The sequence below is a fragment of the Zunongwangia sp. SCSIO 43204 genome (assembly GCF_019904275.1).
In the GTDB taxonomy this organism is placed as follows: Bacteria; Bacteroidota; Bacteroidia; order Flavobacteriales; family Flavobacteriaceae; genus Zunongwangia; species Zunongwangia mangrovi.
On sequence record NZ_CP063204.1, the window covers coordinates 4,335,579 to 4,351,067 of the forward strand.

The window sequence follows — 15,489 nt, forward strand, 5'->3', positions numbered from 1 at the left end:
TTTTTCTTATGTCAGCTGAATATCACATTTTAAACGGCGATGCCTTAAAACATCAATTTCCCACAACGATTACAGGCGATTTAATCATTGCACGCGAATGTTTAATCGAAGGCCCAACCCAGGAAAAAGATTTTGACCGATTTTTCACAATAAGAGCCGCTTTTATTGCTAAAACTTATGCTGAAACTGAAGAAAATTACCTTAAAAAGGTAAAATCTGAGTTTCAAAAGATCTTAGATATTGAGGAAGACTGCGAAATTAATCTTTGGTTTGAGCATGATCTTTTTTGCCAGGTTAATTTTTGGTTTGTAAGCACCTTAATTGCTCAAAATCCACATTTGAACAAGGTTTTTTTAGTGATGCCAAATAAACTTAGTCAATTTGGTTTTGGCGGATTAAGTAAAACCGAATTAATTGAAGCCTACAAACATCGAAAATCGATAAATAACATTCAAGAATTTGCAGCACTCTGGCTATATTATCAAAACAATGATCTGGAAGAATTAAAATTAGCGGCTAAAAATCTTCAAAAAGAATTTCCTTTTTTGCTACCAGCAGTTGAAGCTCATATAGCTAGGATTCCGCATAAAAATGATCCTGGCCGCCCGGTAAAAGTAATTTTAGAAATCATGAATGAGCTGAAAACTGAAGAATTTATTCCTGTTTTTAAAGAATTCAGTAAAAGCGAAAGCATCTACGGTTTTGGTGATCTTCAGGTGAAAACACTTGTTGAAAAAGCACGAAAACTTCGATAAGTAAAACACCTCGGGGCAAGCACACAAGGCATTCGTTGGGAATAAATATTTAATTTCGAGGCAAACCTCGAGGCATCATACCCTTTGGCGGTGCCAACAAAACAAAACCCCGAAAGAAACTTCCGGGGCATGTATCACAACATTTAAGTATTTATTAGATCAACACTAATTCTGATGAGCTAATAATTTCATTTCTATTTAATAGTTTTCCGTAGAATTCAAGGTCGTTCTTTTCACTTTTAAATGATTCGTCCAACCATTCTGTAGCTTTATGCACAGGGAAACTAAATACTTTAATATTTGGATATCCTTGTGGCGATGATCCCTGATTAATGCCAATTTCTATAGTCTTATCATTCTTGTTATAAAAAACAAACTTTGCTAAAAAATTATGACGTAGCAAATCGATAAAGTCCTGCGGAATTTTTTCACAATCCGTGCACTCCTCGATATACTGATTTACCAATACCCTCAATGATGTTTTAATCTCCTCCGTTCTTAAATAAGATGCCATAGTTTTTAGTTTTTTTGTTGTTAATACTCAGCGAAAATAGTTTCAATCCATAGACTTAAAAAAGCATTTGTGTAAGGTTTAACTCGAAGATATAAAATCTTCACAATATCGTTTTCGTAGGTGTCTCAATTTTACCCCGCCTAAAATCAGAATCAAATAATTGCATATTTTCACTAATCTCCTGAAATACAAATTCCTGAAATTTTAAAGCTTAAATTATCATTTCAATAAAAATGGCTATATTCTAAAAAAATTTAAATTTTATTTTAACAAAATGAACAAAATCGTACTCTGGTCACTTTGTGCCGCGTTTGCAGGATTTCTATTTGGTTTCGATACCGTAGTGATATCGGGAGCTGAGAAGCAATTACAACAAATCTGGCAAAGTTCAGATGCCTTTCATGGCACCTTTGTAATTGGTATGGCATTATGGGGTACGGTTGCCGGAGCACTCTTTGGAAGTTTCCCAACAAATTTCCTCGGAAGAAAAAAGAGTTTATTTTTTATAGGAATTTTATACGTGATTTCAGCTTTGGGATCTGCCCTGGTAGATGATCCTTATACCTTTGGGATATTTCGATTTATTGGTGGCTTGGGAGTTGGAGCTTCAACGATCGCTGCGCCCGCCTATATTTCTGAAATAGCTCCTGAAAAAGATCGGGGAAGATTAGTGGCCTTTTATCAATTCAATATTGTTTTAGGAATGCTAGCGGCTTATGCTTCAAATTATCTTTTACGAGAAACCGGAAGCGAACCCTGGCGCTGGATGATTGGCATGGAAGCTTTACCTGCCTTAATTTATACATTTTTGGTGCTGGTTATTCCGCAGAGTCCGCGTTGGTTAATTTCGCAGGGCAAAATGGAAAAAGCACGTTCTATTTTAGCGAAAATCGACACCTCTAAAGATTTAGACAGCAAGATCGCAGAAATTAAAAGACAGGCAGATCATGGAAAATCTTCCAAAGAAAACATCTTCATGAAAAAATATCGAAAACCTTTGATCTTAGCTTTTCTTATTGCTTTTTTCAATCAGTTTTCGGGAATAAATGCCCTACTCTATTACGCACCAAGAATTTTTGAAGAAGCCGGTTTAGAAGAAAGTGCTTCTTTATTAAGTAGTATTGGGGTTGGCGTTACCAACATAATTTTCACCTTCCTTGCCTTATTTTTAATCGACAGGTTAGGACGAAGAACCTTAATGTTTATAGGATCTATTGGTTATATTGTTTCTTTAGCAATGGTTTCGGCTGCATTCTTTTTAGATTGGGGCGGGATGAGCGTTCCTATCTTCATCTTTATTTTTATCGCAGCACATGCGATTGGGCAGGGCTCTGTAATTTGGGTTTTTATTTCTGAAATTTTCCCGAATCATTTACGCGCCGGCGGGCAAGCATTTGGATCTTCAACACACTGGGTACTTGCAGCGATCATCCCGTCACTGGTACCAGTTTTATTTGGAAGTATTGGTGCAGGATGGGTATTTGCCTGTTTTGCGTTTATGATGGTTTTACAACTATTATACGTAAAATTTATGATGCCCGAAACCAAAGGAAAATCTTTAGAAGACCTTGGCCTCGGGCTATCTGAAAGAGAATAATTTGTTGACACCGCCAAAGGCTATAATACCCGAAGGCTTGCCATGAAATTATAAATTTATTTCCGACGAATGCCTTATGGGCTTGCCCTGAGGTAATTTACTCTTCGTCATAAATTCCGTTAGTCGTCATAACGATAGGCTTAATCGTACCATCTTCGTTGTATTCCATTTTTTCGATACAAACAGATCTACTATAGCTGGAACCATCAGTTTGGATTCCTCCATTGTGGTAAATAAAATACCACTCGTTATTAAAATCTACGATCGCCTGGTGGTTGGTATTACTGTTTCCAGCAATCTCATTTAAGATACCTTTATATTCGTAAGGTCCTTCGATATTTTCGGCCATAGCATAAGCGATTTTCTCTGGAAAACCTGTAGCATAGGTTAGGTAATATTTCCCGTCTTTTTTGTGAACCCAGGGAGCTTCAGTAAATTCTAAACCTTCAAAGTCTATTTTCTTGATCTCTCCTTCAATCTCTATCATATTATCTTTAAGCTTGGCGTAATAGCAAACACCATTTCCCCAAAAGATCCAGGGCTGGTCGTCGTCGTCAACAAAAATCGCAGGATCTATACAAGTCCAGGAATGTGTAGATGCAAAACAATCTTCATTGGTTAATAATGGTTTTCCCAATGCATCTTTGTAAGGACCTTCTGGCTTATCTGCAACCGCAACGCCTATACCATTCCAGTTGGTGCTGATGTACCAATAGTATTTATCATTTCTTTTCATTACGTGGCCCGCATAAGCATCTCCACTTGTTGCCCATTTAAAATCAGTAATCTTTAAAGGAATAGGATGTTCTTCCCAGTTTTTCATGTCTTTTGTAGAAAACACCAGCCAATCCTTCATTTTATATCCTTTTTGGCCACCTTCGTAATCGTGCCCGGTAAATAACCACAGCACATCATCGTCTACAAAAGCAGCAGGATCTGCAGTGTATTTATGCGTAAAGATTGGATTTTGTGTTGGTTTAAAAACCATAGATGAATCTTTTTGCGCATAAATGCTCACTCCAAACAGTGAACATATCATCACTAAAATAACTTTTCTCATTTTCACTAATCTTAATTTATTCTTTTTCGGGTGCACCACCCCATTTATCGTTAAGCCGCTTTATTTCTTCTTTGGTAATACCAATTACGCTACCATGCCGGAAAAAAATCTGTGGTAAAACTTTCTCTAAGTTCGCCTTTTCCTGTACCTTCAAAATAGGCAAAAAGATACGCGTCCATATTCTTTTGGGCAATCGATAACTGCGAAAGAAATAGCAAGACTAAGAATCCAAATTTCACTTTCATACCTCAGGTTTTAAAAGTCAAAATCCCAATGATCGGCTAATTTTTCAGCTTCTTTTTGACTAAGATGAATAACCGCACCGTGCTTTGGTGAAGAAAAATTAGTGGTTTTCATCACTCCTTCATTAAAATGTCCCAGATTTTTAAAATTCTCAAAATCTGTGGTTTCTAAAAATCCAAAGTTATGCGGCTGAATTCCGTAGATATCGTACATCAGGATCCATTTATCTTCACCGATGATCTTCCACACATTTGGCGCTTCACTAGCTTGTGGTTCTTCATCGATCCATTTTTCCTGATATTGATATCCTTTATTAATTTCTGAAGAAACTGCCTGCTTTATTCCAGGCGTACCATCGTGTGGTGTGTAAAACATATGAAATTTATCGCCAATTTCACTAATATCGGCATCGATATAAGAGACTTGTTTTGGGTAATCGAAGATCAATTGTGGCGGTGTAAGTAAACTATCAAACTCCTTATTTACATACGAATAATACATCTGGTTACGCTCATTACCCATTCGCATGGTGTAATACAGCATGAATTTACCCGCTTTTTTATCGAATATCGTTTCTGGCGCCCAGACTGCTCCAACTTCATCAAAACCATCAAAAGATTGATCTAAACGAACATTTGCTTTACTCCAGTGAATTAGATCGCTGGATTTCATTAGTACAAATCCGCGATTATTCCCCCAGCCATATTTATCACCCTCACGTTGCCATTCGGTTTCACGCAGTCCGTCACGTTTTGCGAAAATATGAAGATCTGTCATTGCCAGGTAGAAATTTCCTTCTGGCCCGCGATAGATATGAGGATCGCGAATTCCTTTTTGTTCAGCAATGGTATCTCCCGCAATTACGGCTTCACCCTTATTGATATCGGTAAAACTCTTACCGTCTTTACTTAAAGCCATGTGCAGGCTATGGTCGTTATCCTTAAAATAGACCATTAAATAAGCGGCCATTTTATCCTGAACCTGGGTTTTTGTGTCTAGATTTTCTTCGGAATTTATTTCAGCTTTATTTTCAGAGGCAGTTTGTTTACAAGAAACAATTCCAAAAATAAGCATCAAAAACATACAAAATCGCGTCCAATTTCTCATGATCTTATTGTAAAGGTGCGATGCCTTCTAAAGTTGGCTTAACTTCAATGATCGAACCATCTTCGTTAAATTTTAGACTGTCGATAGAAACTTCTCTATGGTATCCCGCAGCTCTTCCCATCGCTTCTCCTTTAGGACGTGTAAAACGGTGATATACCAAATACCATTCGTCTTTTCCAGGCACCTGGATAACCGAATTATGACCTGTAGCCAAAATTTCTTTTTCTACATCTTTTTGGATCACGATATTATCTTCAGGTATATTAAGCGGCCCAAGCGGACTATCAGCTGTGGCATATCTCACTTTATAATTAGGGCTTCTGGTATCATCTTCAGCCCACATAAAATAATATTTTCCGTTTCTAAAAAATACTTCAGCGCCTTCTCTAAATGTACCATCTGGAGTGATCACTTTAGGTTTTTTACTTTTTATAGTCGTCATATCATCATTAAGCTCTACAACACCCAAAAATCCATTGCCCCAGTACAAATAATTTTTTCCTGTTTGTGGATCTTCAAAAATATCTGGATCGATATTTTGCCCACCACGAATACCTTCTGGTTTCTCTGCAATTAATGGTACTCCAGAATCTTTAAATGGTCCTTTTGGACTATCTGAAACCGCTACACCTACCTGCTGCGCAGCGGTGAAATAATAGAAATATTTGTAGGCTCCGTCTATTTCTTTTTCGATCATGGTTGGTGCCCAGGCGTTTCTGCTGGTCCATTCAACGTCTTTTTCCAGATCTAAAATCACGCCCTCATCTGTCCAGTTTACCAGATCTTCAGAAGAAAATGTTTTAAAATAAGTTCCAGACCAACCGGTAAAACCATCGCTGGTTGGATATAAATAGTATTTTTTCTCTTTTTCAGAATAAATAATTTCAGGATCTGCATAGTAACCTTCTACCACCGGATTATTGGCAACTGCTGCAGTAACCTTAAAAGTTGCTACCTCATCACCTGTCGAAATTTCGTAAGAAACCGGCCCATTAGAAAAATCCTGAGCACCTTCAGGAGAAACCGCAACCCCAGGAAGTGTTTTAAGCTCAGGATCAAAATTGGTTAAATCTGTCCCATATTTTACAGGAAGATAAATAGTATTTTCATCGCTTTTAATTACAATATTGTTGGTTTTTATAGCTGAATTTGAAGCGCCCGTTACGCCAGTAAGATCATCTGAAGGAAAGGCTTTTAGTAAACGCTGCATTTCTTCAGTAGTAATTGGCATTACGGTACCATGTCTTGGATGAAAATTCATAGAAATATCTTCATCTACGATCTCAAAATTCTTTAAGTCTGAACTTTTAGTAAACTGGTAACTACCGTCGATATACACATCGTACATCAAGATATAATCTTCAGAATTTATTAATTTGAAAACTCCAGATCCTTCTACGGCTTTATCGGTTTGGTCTACATTACCAGGTTCTGCTTTATATCCTGAAGTCAAAGAATCTGAAATGGCAACTTTAATTCCTTTATCGCGATCACCTTCGGTTTTGTAAAACAAATAAAATTTACCGTCTTTTTTAATAATATCACCATCTATAGAAGCTTTTTCATTTGGATTGAAAAACAATTGTTTTGGCGCACTTTCTAATCCTGTAAAATCTTCGTTTACATAAGCATAATAGATCTTATCATAACTTCCCGGCTCTAACATCGAGAAGTATATCATATATTTTTTAGCTGAAGGATCGTAAATGGTTTGTGGTGCCCAAACACGCATTACTTCAGAAAATTCTGGGTAAGTTTGTGGAATATCGATAATCGTACTGGACCAGCTTAGCATATCATCAGACTTTAATAGTGTCATCGCTGTGTTTGTCCAACCTTTTTGTGCTAAAAGATCTGTAACCACCATATAATAACCGCTGCCATCCTCTTTTCTTAAAATATGAGGATCACGAACACCACCGCTTCGGCTTATAGAATCTGAATCTATTATTGGTTCGTTGTTGTTTAAAGCATGGAAGTTATAGCCATCTTCGCTTATTGCATAGCGAATTGCTTCTTCGCCATTACCATTACCGGTAAAATACGTAAATAAGTAAGCGGTGTATTCATTTTCTTTCTTTCCATCAGCGCAGGAAAACAGTACTAAAGAGCATAATAACAAAACAAGAACACTCGGCTTAAATAAGAATTTGACATTCATTGTGGTTAGATTTTCAGATTTTATTAGTTAAGTGTTAAATATACACTTTTTTAATCAATTTAATGCGTTTCAACGTTGAGCCTTAGCATTATAAGGTCCAATTTTCTTTCCATCGAATTATCGGTTTATCGTTTTCCCACTCGATAGGTAACCAGATATAACGGCCATCGATATGATTTTCAGGCTTCCAGCGATCTGCCATAAAAATAAAACTATCCTCTTTTCCCTGCACCGGTAAAATAAAAGTACTTTGAGAGAAGAAAGTTTTATCGGCATGTTTTCCTCTGGCCGGGTTTCCTAATTTTTCCCAGGGCCCCATGATAGATTTAGCTCTGAAGGATCTTGCAGCATTTGGTGCCCAACCGGTTAATCCTGAAGTGATCATATAATAATAGCCATCTTTTTGAAAAATAGCCGGGGCTTCATTTTGCCCGCCAGGCTGCATACGTATCCATTCTCCAGTAAAATCAAGGTAATTATCGGTTAATTTTGAAATATGCAGGGTTTGATTCTCTTCTGAGGAAGTAATGTGATACGCCGTACCATCGGTATCAATATAAATCGTCATATCACGAGACATTTGCCCCTTTTCAAAATCTCGTCTAACAAACATTCCTTCAGTTAATGCTTTTCTCCATTTTGGTGTCCACCATTCTTTTGGTTCACCACTTTTAGGAGTATCTTTCCATTCTTCTTTAAAATTTTGTGGCCATTTCTTGGAATTTGGGCGGTAAGATTTTAAATAGGTAAACGGCCCTGTTGGAGAATCGCTGGTAGCTACTCCTGTTCTGGCAGCGGCATAGCCCTGACCTTTTAATTCTAAATGAAACCACATTACGTATTTATCGGTATTTTCGTTGTAAACTACTTTTGGGCGTTCCATTACACTGCCCGAAGTAATTTCTGAATCTGGATCTTTAGCTACGGAAAGCGCTACGCCTTCATTCTTCCAATTATATAGATCTTCAGAAGAATATACGGTAATCCCAACTCGGGCCAAACTAGATTTTCCTTTGTGTTCGCCGTACCAGTAATAGGTTCCGTCTTTAAACATAATCCCACCACCATGTGCATTAATATGGTTTCCATCCGTATCTTTCCAGATTTCGCCGGGATAAAAAGCGGTGTAATTTGGTGCGGTAGATTGTGCGCTTAGACTAACAGTCGTAAAAAACAACACAAATAAAATGAGGTATTTGAATTTCGGATTTTTCATTTTTCGTGGGGGAATTAGTGTGCGTGATCTATTGGAATGGTTTTTCCACTCCAAATTTTCATTTGAGTCCATGATTTTGCCGGTGCCGTCCAGAACTCATCTTCAGGAGATAGTCCTAAAACAAGAAAAGCTTCTGTACTTAAATAAAGGCTTCCGGTAGAAATATAACCTTCACCAATATTATTTTGATGCCCAACAAGACCAACCTGAAGCCAACCTTCTTTATCGAAAGTTCCTTCAGCTTCAATTTGTCTTTTTATTACAGCGTAAAGTGCTGCCCGAACCTGAGATGGTTTTAATTCCTTGCTTAGATTTTTCCATAGCGCCACTTGTGAAAGTGATTGAAATGCTCCAAAACGATAAGCTAAAGATCTTCCAATTGGTGGATAGGTTCCGCCGGGAGAAATTAATCGTTCCTGAATACTGGCGTAGCGTTGCGCACGCTGCTGTACTTTTTTAAAATCATCTTTTCGGCCAACTCCGGCTTCATCCATTGCTTTTAAAATATCCAGTAACATTGGCTGAATCACAAAACTATTGTAGTAATCCCAGTGAAAATCTGGTCCGTCACCGTACATTCCGTCGCCCAGATACCATTCCATGTGTTTGTTGATTGGATAGGAAAGCCTAACCATATCGGCGCTTTTATCAAACTTCAGTAAAGCAGCTTCTACCATTCCCGTAAACAACAACCAATTGCTGTAGTAAGGTTCGATTTCTCTAGACGATTTTAGCGCTTTTATGACATTCTTTTTTGTGGTTTCTGAAAGTGGTTCCCACAACTGTTTTGGCGCTCTAAGTAATCCCTGGGCAAAAAAAGCAGCATCTACCAAAGGCTGGCGATCTTTGTTGAAGTTCATAAAATCTGCAGATTCTGGATCTGTTGCTTTATCGATCGCTTTTTGCGCTAATTCGATATATTTTTTTCTGATTTTCCCTTCCTTGGTATCATCTGGCCCAAGTTCTAACCAGGGCGCAATTCCAGATAATGTTCTACCAAAAGCTTCCAGATAAGTGACATGAGTACGATCGTCCCAGGCACCCAGGGAACGCTCTATTGGCATATTTTCTTTTAGTTTTCCTTTAGCCAGATTGCTTAAAACAGGATCTGCTATTCTCACTAAAGAGTTCACGTAAAATTCACGCACTTCCTTAGGAGCCGGTTGATCTACTTCCTGAGCATTTACATTGAAACTTAAAAAAAGTAAACTTAGCAGAAAGCTGATATTCGATAATTTAAACATAATTTATTTTTTCTGATATACTCTTACATAATCTACTTCGTATTTTCTTGGAAAACTTGTATTCGAAGGATCTCCGCCATTACCTCCAATAGCCAAGTTGAGTAAAATATAATGTGGTTGATGAAAAGGATTAAATCCGTCTGGATTTTTAGTTGTAGTAAGATCTATCGTATTTAATAATTGGTTATCCAGGTAGATTTTAATGAAATCTGCCGTCCAATCCATTTTCCAAATATGATATTTACCTGCCCATTTTGGATCTTTTTGAAGGAATTCTGAAAACGGAATTTTCTCGCTATCCCAGGATACATAAGATGTTTTTCCTTTCCAGGCGGCATTGGCTAAAATTGCAGGTTTTTGATCGACTAAATAATATTCCATCACATCGATCTCGCCATTAGAAGGCCATCCTTTTTCGATGCCGAGTGTCCAGATCGCCGGCCACATCCCCATAGAAGTATCGATCTTTGCTTTAACTTCTAAAATACCAAATTGAAAATCGAATTTTCCGTTAGTATTTATACTTGCTGAAGTATATTTTGCAAACTCTCTGTTTTCTTTCCAATTTCTACTGTCTGGCTGATATTGTGGATTTTTAACCGATTCTTTTTTTCCTGAAATCACCAATTTTCCATTTTCAATAACTGCATTTTCAGATTGGTACCATTGTAATTCTTCATTTCGAACAAAACCATTTTCAAAAGACCAAAATTCAGGATTTGGTTTGGTTCCGTCTTCAAATTCATCTGCCCAAATCAGTTTATATCCTTCAGGAACGCTACTTTTTTGCTGAGCAGCACAAGACTGAAAAAACAGCACCAAAATAACTAAAATTGATATTTTTTGAAACATATTAATGTATTCAGCTTAAAAAAATGCAATTCAAGAGGTATCGAAATAGCTTTTTGGCTTCGATTTCAACTTAGAATATACACTTCAAAATTTATCTCAAAAGACATTTCATGTTTTGAAACATCCTGATGATCAAGTAAACTATCCCCAGAGGAAATACTTCCATTTAGGGGATAGTTCTCAACTCACACTGTAAATATTTTTAGAATTCTTTTTAGAATCTAACTCTTAGAATTAAGATCTTAAAAAAATCTGTTCTTAGTTTATACAATTTCGACATTCTATTTCAGCAAAGAAATAGTGTACGAATAGCTATATTTATTGTCTTCTAAACGATATTGTCTATGCGGGTAACGTCCCCAGGAATCATCACCACCAAGACCACGTTGTTTAAAATCTACGTGTAAAAACACCTTATCCTGAACAGGAATATCGGTTGGGTGACGTTGTGCTTTCCATTCTCCCGGATCTAAATCTTCCGTAGCAACATTTAAAGCGCTAAATCCTAATGGCTGCTCACCAATAATCTTTAAGCCACCGCCTATTTTATTTTCAAGCTGAATCCATCGTGCATCGGTTTTATAACCGGCTTCCTGCGGACGGATATATTCCCACACAAACTGGTTTTCTACTTTATCTTCATAGATTCCCATAAAGGCTGAAGTATTTCTATCGGAATAATTTTCCCAGGGACCACGACCATAATATTCAAGGTTTTCATAGTCCCCCGGAAGGATCATTCGCATTCCAAAACGTGGAAGTTCAGGCAGGTCTTTTTCACTATCTAAAGTAGCAGTGACTTTAATATTCCCGTTATTTTCTATAAGATATTCCACGGTATAAGGCACGTCTACACCAGCAAGCTGATACGTTACGGTAATTAACTGACCTTCTTTCGATTTTTTAGCAACATCCACATTAGTCACTTCAGCATTATTGGTCGCCTCTTTCCATGCTTTTAAGCGTTGTGGCATGCCGTTTCCAAAATCATTATCGGTTGGCGCTCTCCAAAAATAAGGCTGTGGAAATACCGAAATTGGTGATGCTTCAGCTCCTTTTAAATGATAAGCTTCAAAACTTCCGGTTTCCGTATTAAAAACACCTTCGATCATGTCATTTGAAAACTGAAGTTCATTTCCTTGCTTTTTCACCTTAAGTTTTCCTGAAGTTTCCCCTTCAGCAGTAGCAAAAAATGTATTTTCTCCTACTTTAAATTGTGCTCTGGCAATTTCGTGATTGGCAGGAACCATCGCCTTGGCTTTTTTAGTATAGCCATAAACGCTTAAAAAATATTCTTTGTCACCCAATTCTGGCAACGAAATACTAACGGATTTAGTTGCGTTTGGCGCTACATCTACGGTGAATTTTCCGGTTTTTACAACTTCACCATCGCCAAGTAATTCCCATTTAAAATCGAAATCTTCAAGATTCGTAAAATCGAATTTATTGGTGACTACAATAGAAGTTCCATCAAGCTCAAATTTGATGTTTTGATATACTTTTTTTACTTCTTTTAAAGCCGGGTGTACCTTACGATCTGCACTTACCAATCCGTTAGCATTAAAGTTTTGATCGTTTTGCAGATGGCCGGCGCCTAGATCGCCACCATAAGCCCAAAATTCTTTACCGTCTTCAGTTTCGGCACGCAGTCCCTGGTCTACCCAATCCCAGATAAAACCACCTTGCATATGATCACTATTATCGATAATATCCCAGTATTCCTGGAAGTTTCCGTTACTATTTCCCATTGCATGAGAATATTCACACATGATAAAGGGACGTTCTTTGGTATCATCCTCTGCATATTCTTTCATGTAATTCATGCCAGGATACATAGGGCAAACGATATCTGTATTGCGATTCTCACCCGCCTGCTCAAACTGAACTTTACGTGTAGTATCACGTTCTTTGATCCAATCGTAAGCATCGTAAAAAACAGGTCCGTTTCCACTTTCGTTTCCTAAAGACCATACAATGATCGAAGGATGATTTTTGTGGAATTCTACCATTCTTTTAATACGATCTAAATGTGCAGGTGCCCAATCTTCGAGATAGGCCGGGTGCTTTGATTTATCGAAATTCCCCTGCCATTCGGCGCCCATCGCATGAGTTTCGATATTAGCTTCATCGACCACGTACATTCCGTATTCATCGGCAAGTTCGTAGATATAAGAATCGTGAGGATAATGACTCATACGTATCGCATTGATATTATTCTTTTGCATCACCTCGATATCCTTACGCATCATTTCACGATCTGGCGTGTGCCCTTTATCGGGATGATGTTCATGTAAGTTCACACCATTAACAGTAATTGGTTCTCCATTTACCATTAATTGTGCATTTTTGATCTCCACTTCACGGAAACCAGTTCTTCCCGCAATAGCGGCAATCTCGTTATCTTTTTTGTCTAACAGACTAATGCTGTATTTGTACAAATTTGGAAATTCATTGCTCCATTGTTCAACCTCAGCAAGCGTTTTGCTGAAGCTTACTTCCGTTGCATTTTTATCTAAAGCTTTAGTTTCTGTATATACTTCTTTTCCAGAAGGATCCATTAAAGCAAATTTCACTTTTGGTTTTTTGATGCTTCCTTTATCAAATTCCTTCAGCTGTACATTCACGTTTAGTTCTCCATCCTGATAATCCTCGCTTAAACCACTGGTCACAAAATAATCCCAGATCGTTGTTTTAGGAACCGCCTGTAAATACACATCACGTTCTAAACCACTTAAGCGCCAAAAATCCTGATCTTCTAAATAACTACCATCGTGCCATCTAAAGATCTGCACGGCCAAAAGATTGTCGCCTTCTGTCAGTAAATTGGTGATATCAAATTCAGCCGGAGTTTTAGAAGCTTTGGTCATTCCTGCTTCTTCTCCATTTACAAAGATTCTTGCATACCCCGAAATGGAACCAAAACGAAGGATAATTTCATGATCTTCCCAGGCTTCTGGAACGCTAAATGTTCTGCGGTAAGAACCTACCGGATTGTAAATTTCTTCATCGCCATCTTTAGCGTTTTTATTGATGGTTTCTCCACTTTCTGTTTTTTCCTCGGAAGGAAATCCGATATATGGAGGATTTTTAGGATGCGGATAGGTAACATTGGTATAAATTGGAAGATCGAAACCTTCTAATTCCCAATTGGAAGGTACTTTAATATCATCCCAATTACTATCGTTTAAAGATTCTGAATAAAAATCTTTTGGGCGCTCGCTGGGATGTTGCACCACATTGAACTTCCAGGTACCATTAAGACTTTGGTACAGATTAGATGATGTTGGATCGTTTTGCAAAGCATTTTTTGCTGAAGTGTACAATACAAAATCACTGTGCCCTTCAAGCTTATTACGATCTATTGTAGTTGGGTCTTCCCACTCGTTTTGCTGTGCGTATGTTGCGGTAAAGAACAGCAAACTAAGAAGACTAAAAAAGGTCTTTTTCATAGTTTAATATAATCGATTTACGGTTTTAAATTTCCTGGTATCTTTTTAAAGCTTCAACAAAATAGTAGTCACCATAAGTTAAAGGCACATCAACTTCAGTGTTATTGGGCATATTTCCAACACCATGTTTCAGTAAAAATCCGCCTAACTCATCCTGATCTGCCAAATATTCTGAGCTGGATAAAGATTCCAACATTTCTTCAGCAACAGTAAAATATTCAGCATCATCTGTATATTCATACAATTCTAACAAAGCCGAAGCCATCACTGCCGCTGCCGAACTATCCTTTAAATCATTAGGGATCTTATCGGTATCAAAATCCCAAAACGGTATCTTGTCTTCTGGCATGTTTGGATCATTTAGTACTACCTCAGCAATATTTTTTGCCATTTCTAAATACTTATCGTCTTTAGTTGCACGATACATCACTACATATCCATACAATCCCCAAGCCTGTCCTCTTGCCCAGTTAGAATCGTCTGCAAACCCCTGATTGGTAATTTGCTTTTTTACATCACCAGTAGCTTCATCATAAATCACTTCGTGGTACGAACTATAGTCTTCTCTAAAATGATTTTCCATTGTGGTATTGGCGTGATTCACTGCAATATCATAATAAGTGCTATCGCCACTATGTTCTGTTGCCCAAAATAGCAGTTCAAGATTCATCATATTATCGATAATGACTACCAAATCATCTTCACTGGCTTTGTTCCAGGAAGCACTGTCCCAGGATCTAATGGCTTTTACCGTATCGTTATAACGAGTGGCCAAAGATTTAGCACTATTCATTAAAATTTCCTGATATTCTGGTTTTGGATCGATGCGATTGGCATTTCCAAAACTGCAAAACATCATAAATCCAAGATCGTGTGTAGAGGTATTCGATTCTTCACGCTTTAGATCTGTTAGAATCCTTTCAGCTTCTATCTTTAAACTATCCTCGCCGGTTTCTTCATAAAGGTATAACAGCGTACCAGGATAGAATCCGCTTGTCCACCAACCAGAATTGCTGGTTTCAAATTTGTTATTTTCAGGATAAAATGTTTTTGGATATCTACTTTCTTCCAGGTTTTTGGCCATCGATAAATATTGATTTGCCGCCAACTGGTTTACTGAATCTATTTTTTCTTCAGAAATGCTCTTAGTTATTTTTTCTTCTGAAGTTTGACTCGTATTATTTTCTTCGGTCTCTTTGTTCTCTTTACACGAAAGAATGCTAAGAAAAACAACAAAACTGAATATTTTAAGCGTATTTAATTTCATTAGGATTTTGAACTATAAGATTAT

General features: G+C 37.5%; 12 protein-coding genes. 2 read left to right on the forward strand and 10 right to left on the reverse strand.

Features of this window, described 5'->3' with window-relative positions:
* Positions 1 to 8 precede the first annotated feature (8 nt).
* Complete coding sequence (locus INR75_RS19135) at positions 9 to 755, forward strand: DUF1835 domain-containing protein (protein WP_223090075.1); 747 nt, start codon at positions 9 to 11, stop codon at positions 753 to 755.
* A 154-nt stretch (positions 756 to 909) separates the two neighbouring features.
* Here INR75_RS19135 and INR75_RS19140 read toward each other — a convergent pair whose 3' ends face one another.
* The gene (locus tag INR75_RS19140) at positions 910 to 1,269 is read right to left on the reverse strand and encodes a hypothetical protein (protein ID WP_092543353.1); all 360 of its coding nucleotides are present in this window, start codon (positions 1,267 to 1,269) and stop codon (positions 910 to 912) included.
* A 274-nt stretch (positions 1,270 to 1,543) separates the two neighbouring features.
* Here INR75_RS19140 and INR75_RS19145 point away from each other — a divergent pair, with 274 nt between their 5' ends.
* A complete protein-coding gene (locus INR75_RS19145; protein ID WP_223090076.1) occupies positions 1,544 to 2,866 on the forward strand; it encodes a sugar porter family MFS transporter in 1,323 nt (440 codons plus the stop codon).
* Positions 2,867 to 2,963: 97 nt separating this feature from the next.
* Here INR75_RS19145 and INR75_RS19150 read toward each other — a convergent pair whose 3' ends face one another.
* From INR75_RS19150 to INR75_RS19190, 9 genes are all read right to left on the reverse strand, one after another.
* Positions 2,964 to 3,926, reverse strand: a complete 963-nt coding sequence (locus tag INR75_RS19150; RefSeq protein WP_223090077.1) for a glycoside hydrolase family 43 protein — start codon at positions 3,924 to 3,926, stop codon at positions 2,964 to 2,966.
* 89 nt (positions 3,927 to 4,015) lie between these two features.
* Positions 4,016 to 4,171 (reverse strand): hypothetical protein, encoded by a 156-nt coding sequence (locus INR75_RS19155; RefSeq protein ID WP_223090078.1) that lies wholly within the window; start codon positions 4,169 to 4,171, stop codon positions 4,016 to 4,018.
* Positions 4,172 to 4,181: 10 nt separating this feature from the next.
* Positions 4,182 to 5,276: a glycoside hydrolase family 43 protein gene (locus INR75_RS19160; protein ID WP_223090079.1), complete on the reverse strand. Its 1,095-nt coding sequence runs from the start codon at positions 5,274 to 5,276 to the stop codon at positions 4,182 to 4,184.
* Positions 5,277 to 5,280: 4 nt separating this feature from the next.
* Positions 5,281 to 7,437, reverse strand: a complete 2,157-nt coding sequence (locus tag INR75_RS19165; RefSeq protein WP_223090080.1) for a family 43 glycosylhydrolase — start codon at positions 7,435 to 7,437, stop codon at positions 5,281 to 5,283.
* 88 nt (positions 7,438 to 7,525) lie between these two features.
* Entirely contained in the window at positions 7,526 to 8,653 is a 1,128-nt protein-coding gene (locus tag INR75_RS19170) for a glycoside hydrolase family 43 protein (RefSeq protein ID WP_223090081.1), read from the reverse strand.
* A gap of 14 nt (positions 8,654 to 8,667) precedes the next feature.
* Positions 8,668 to 9,897 (reverse strand): DUF2264 domain-containing protein, encoded by a 1,230-nt coding sequence (locus INR75_RS19175; RefSeq protein WP_223090082.1) that lies wholly within the window; start codon positions 9,895 to 9,897, stop codon positions 8,668 to 8,670.
* A gap of 3 nt (positions 9,898 to 9,900) precedes the next feature.
* Positions 9,901 to 10,749, reverse strand: coding sequence for a family 16 glycosylhydrolase (locus INR75_RS19180; protein ID WP_223090083.1), 849 nt, complete (start codon positions 10,747 to 10,749; stop codon positions 9,901 to 9,903).
* Positions 10,750 to 11,030: 281 nt separating this feature from the next.
* Positions 11,031 to 14,198 (reverse strand): glycoside hydrolase family 2 TIM barrel-domain containing protein, encoded by a 3,168-nt coding sequence (locus INR75_RS19185; RefSeq protein WP_223090084.1) that lies wholly within the window; start codon positions 14,196 to 14,198, stop codon positions 11,031 to 11,033.
* A gap of 25 nt (positions 14,199 to 14,223) precedes the next feature.
* Positions 14,224 to 15,465 carry a glycoside hydrolase family 88 protein gene (locus INR75_RS19190; RefSeq protein WP_223090085.1) on the reverse strand — a complete coding sequence of 414 codons (1,242 nt, stop codon included), beginning with the start codon at positions 15,463 to 15,465 and terminating at the stop codon, positions 14,224 to 14,226.
* Positions 15,466 to 15,489: the final 24 nt, after the last annotated feature.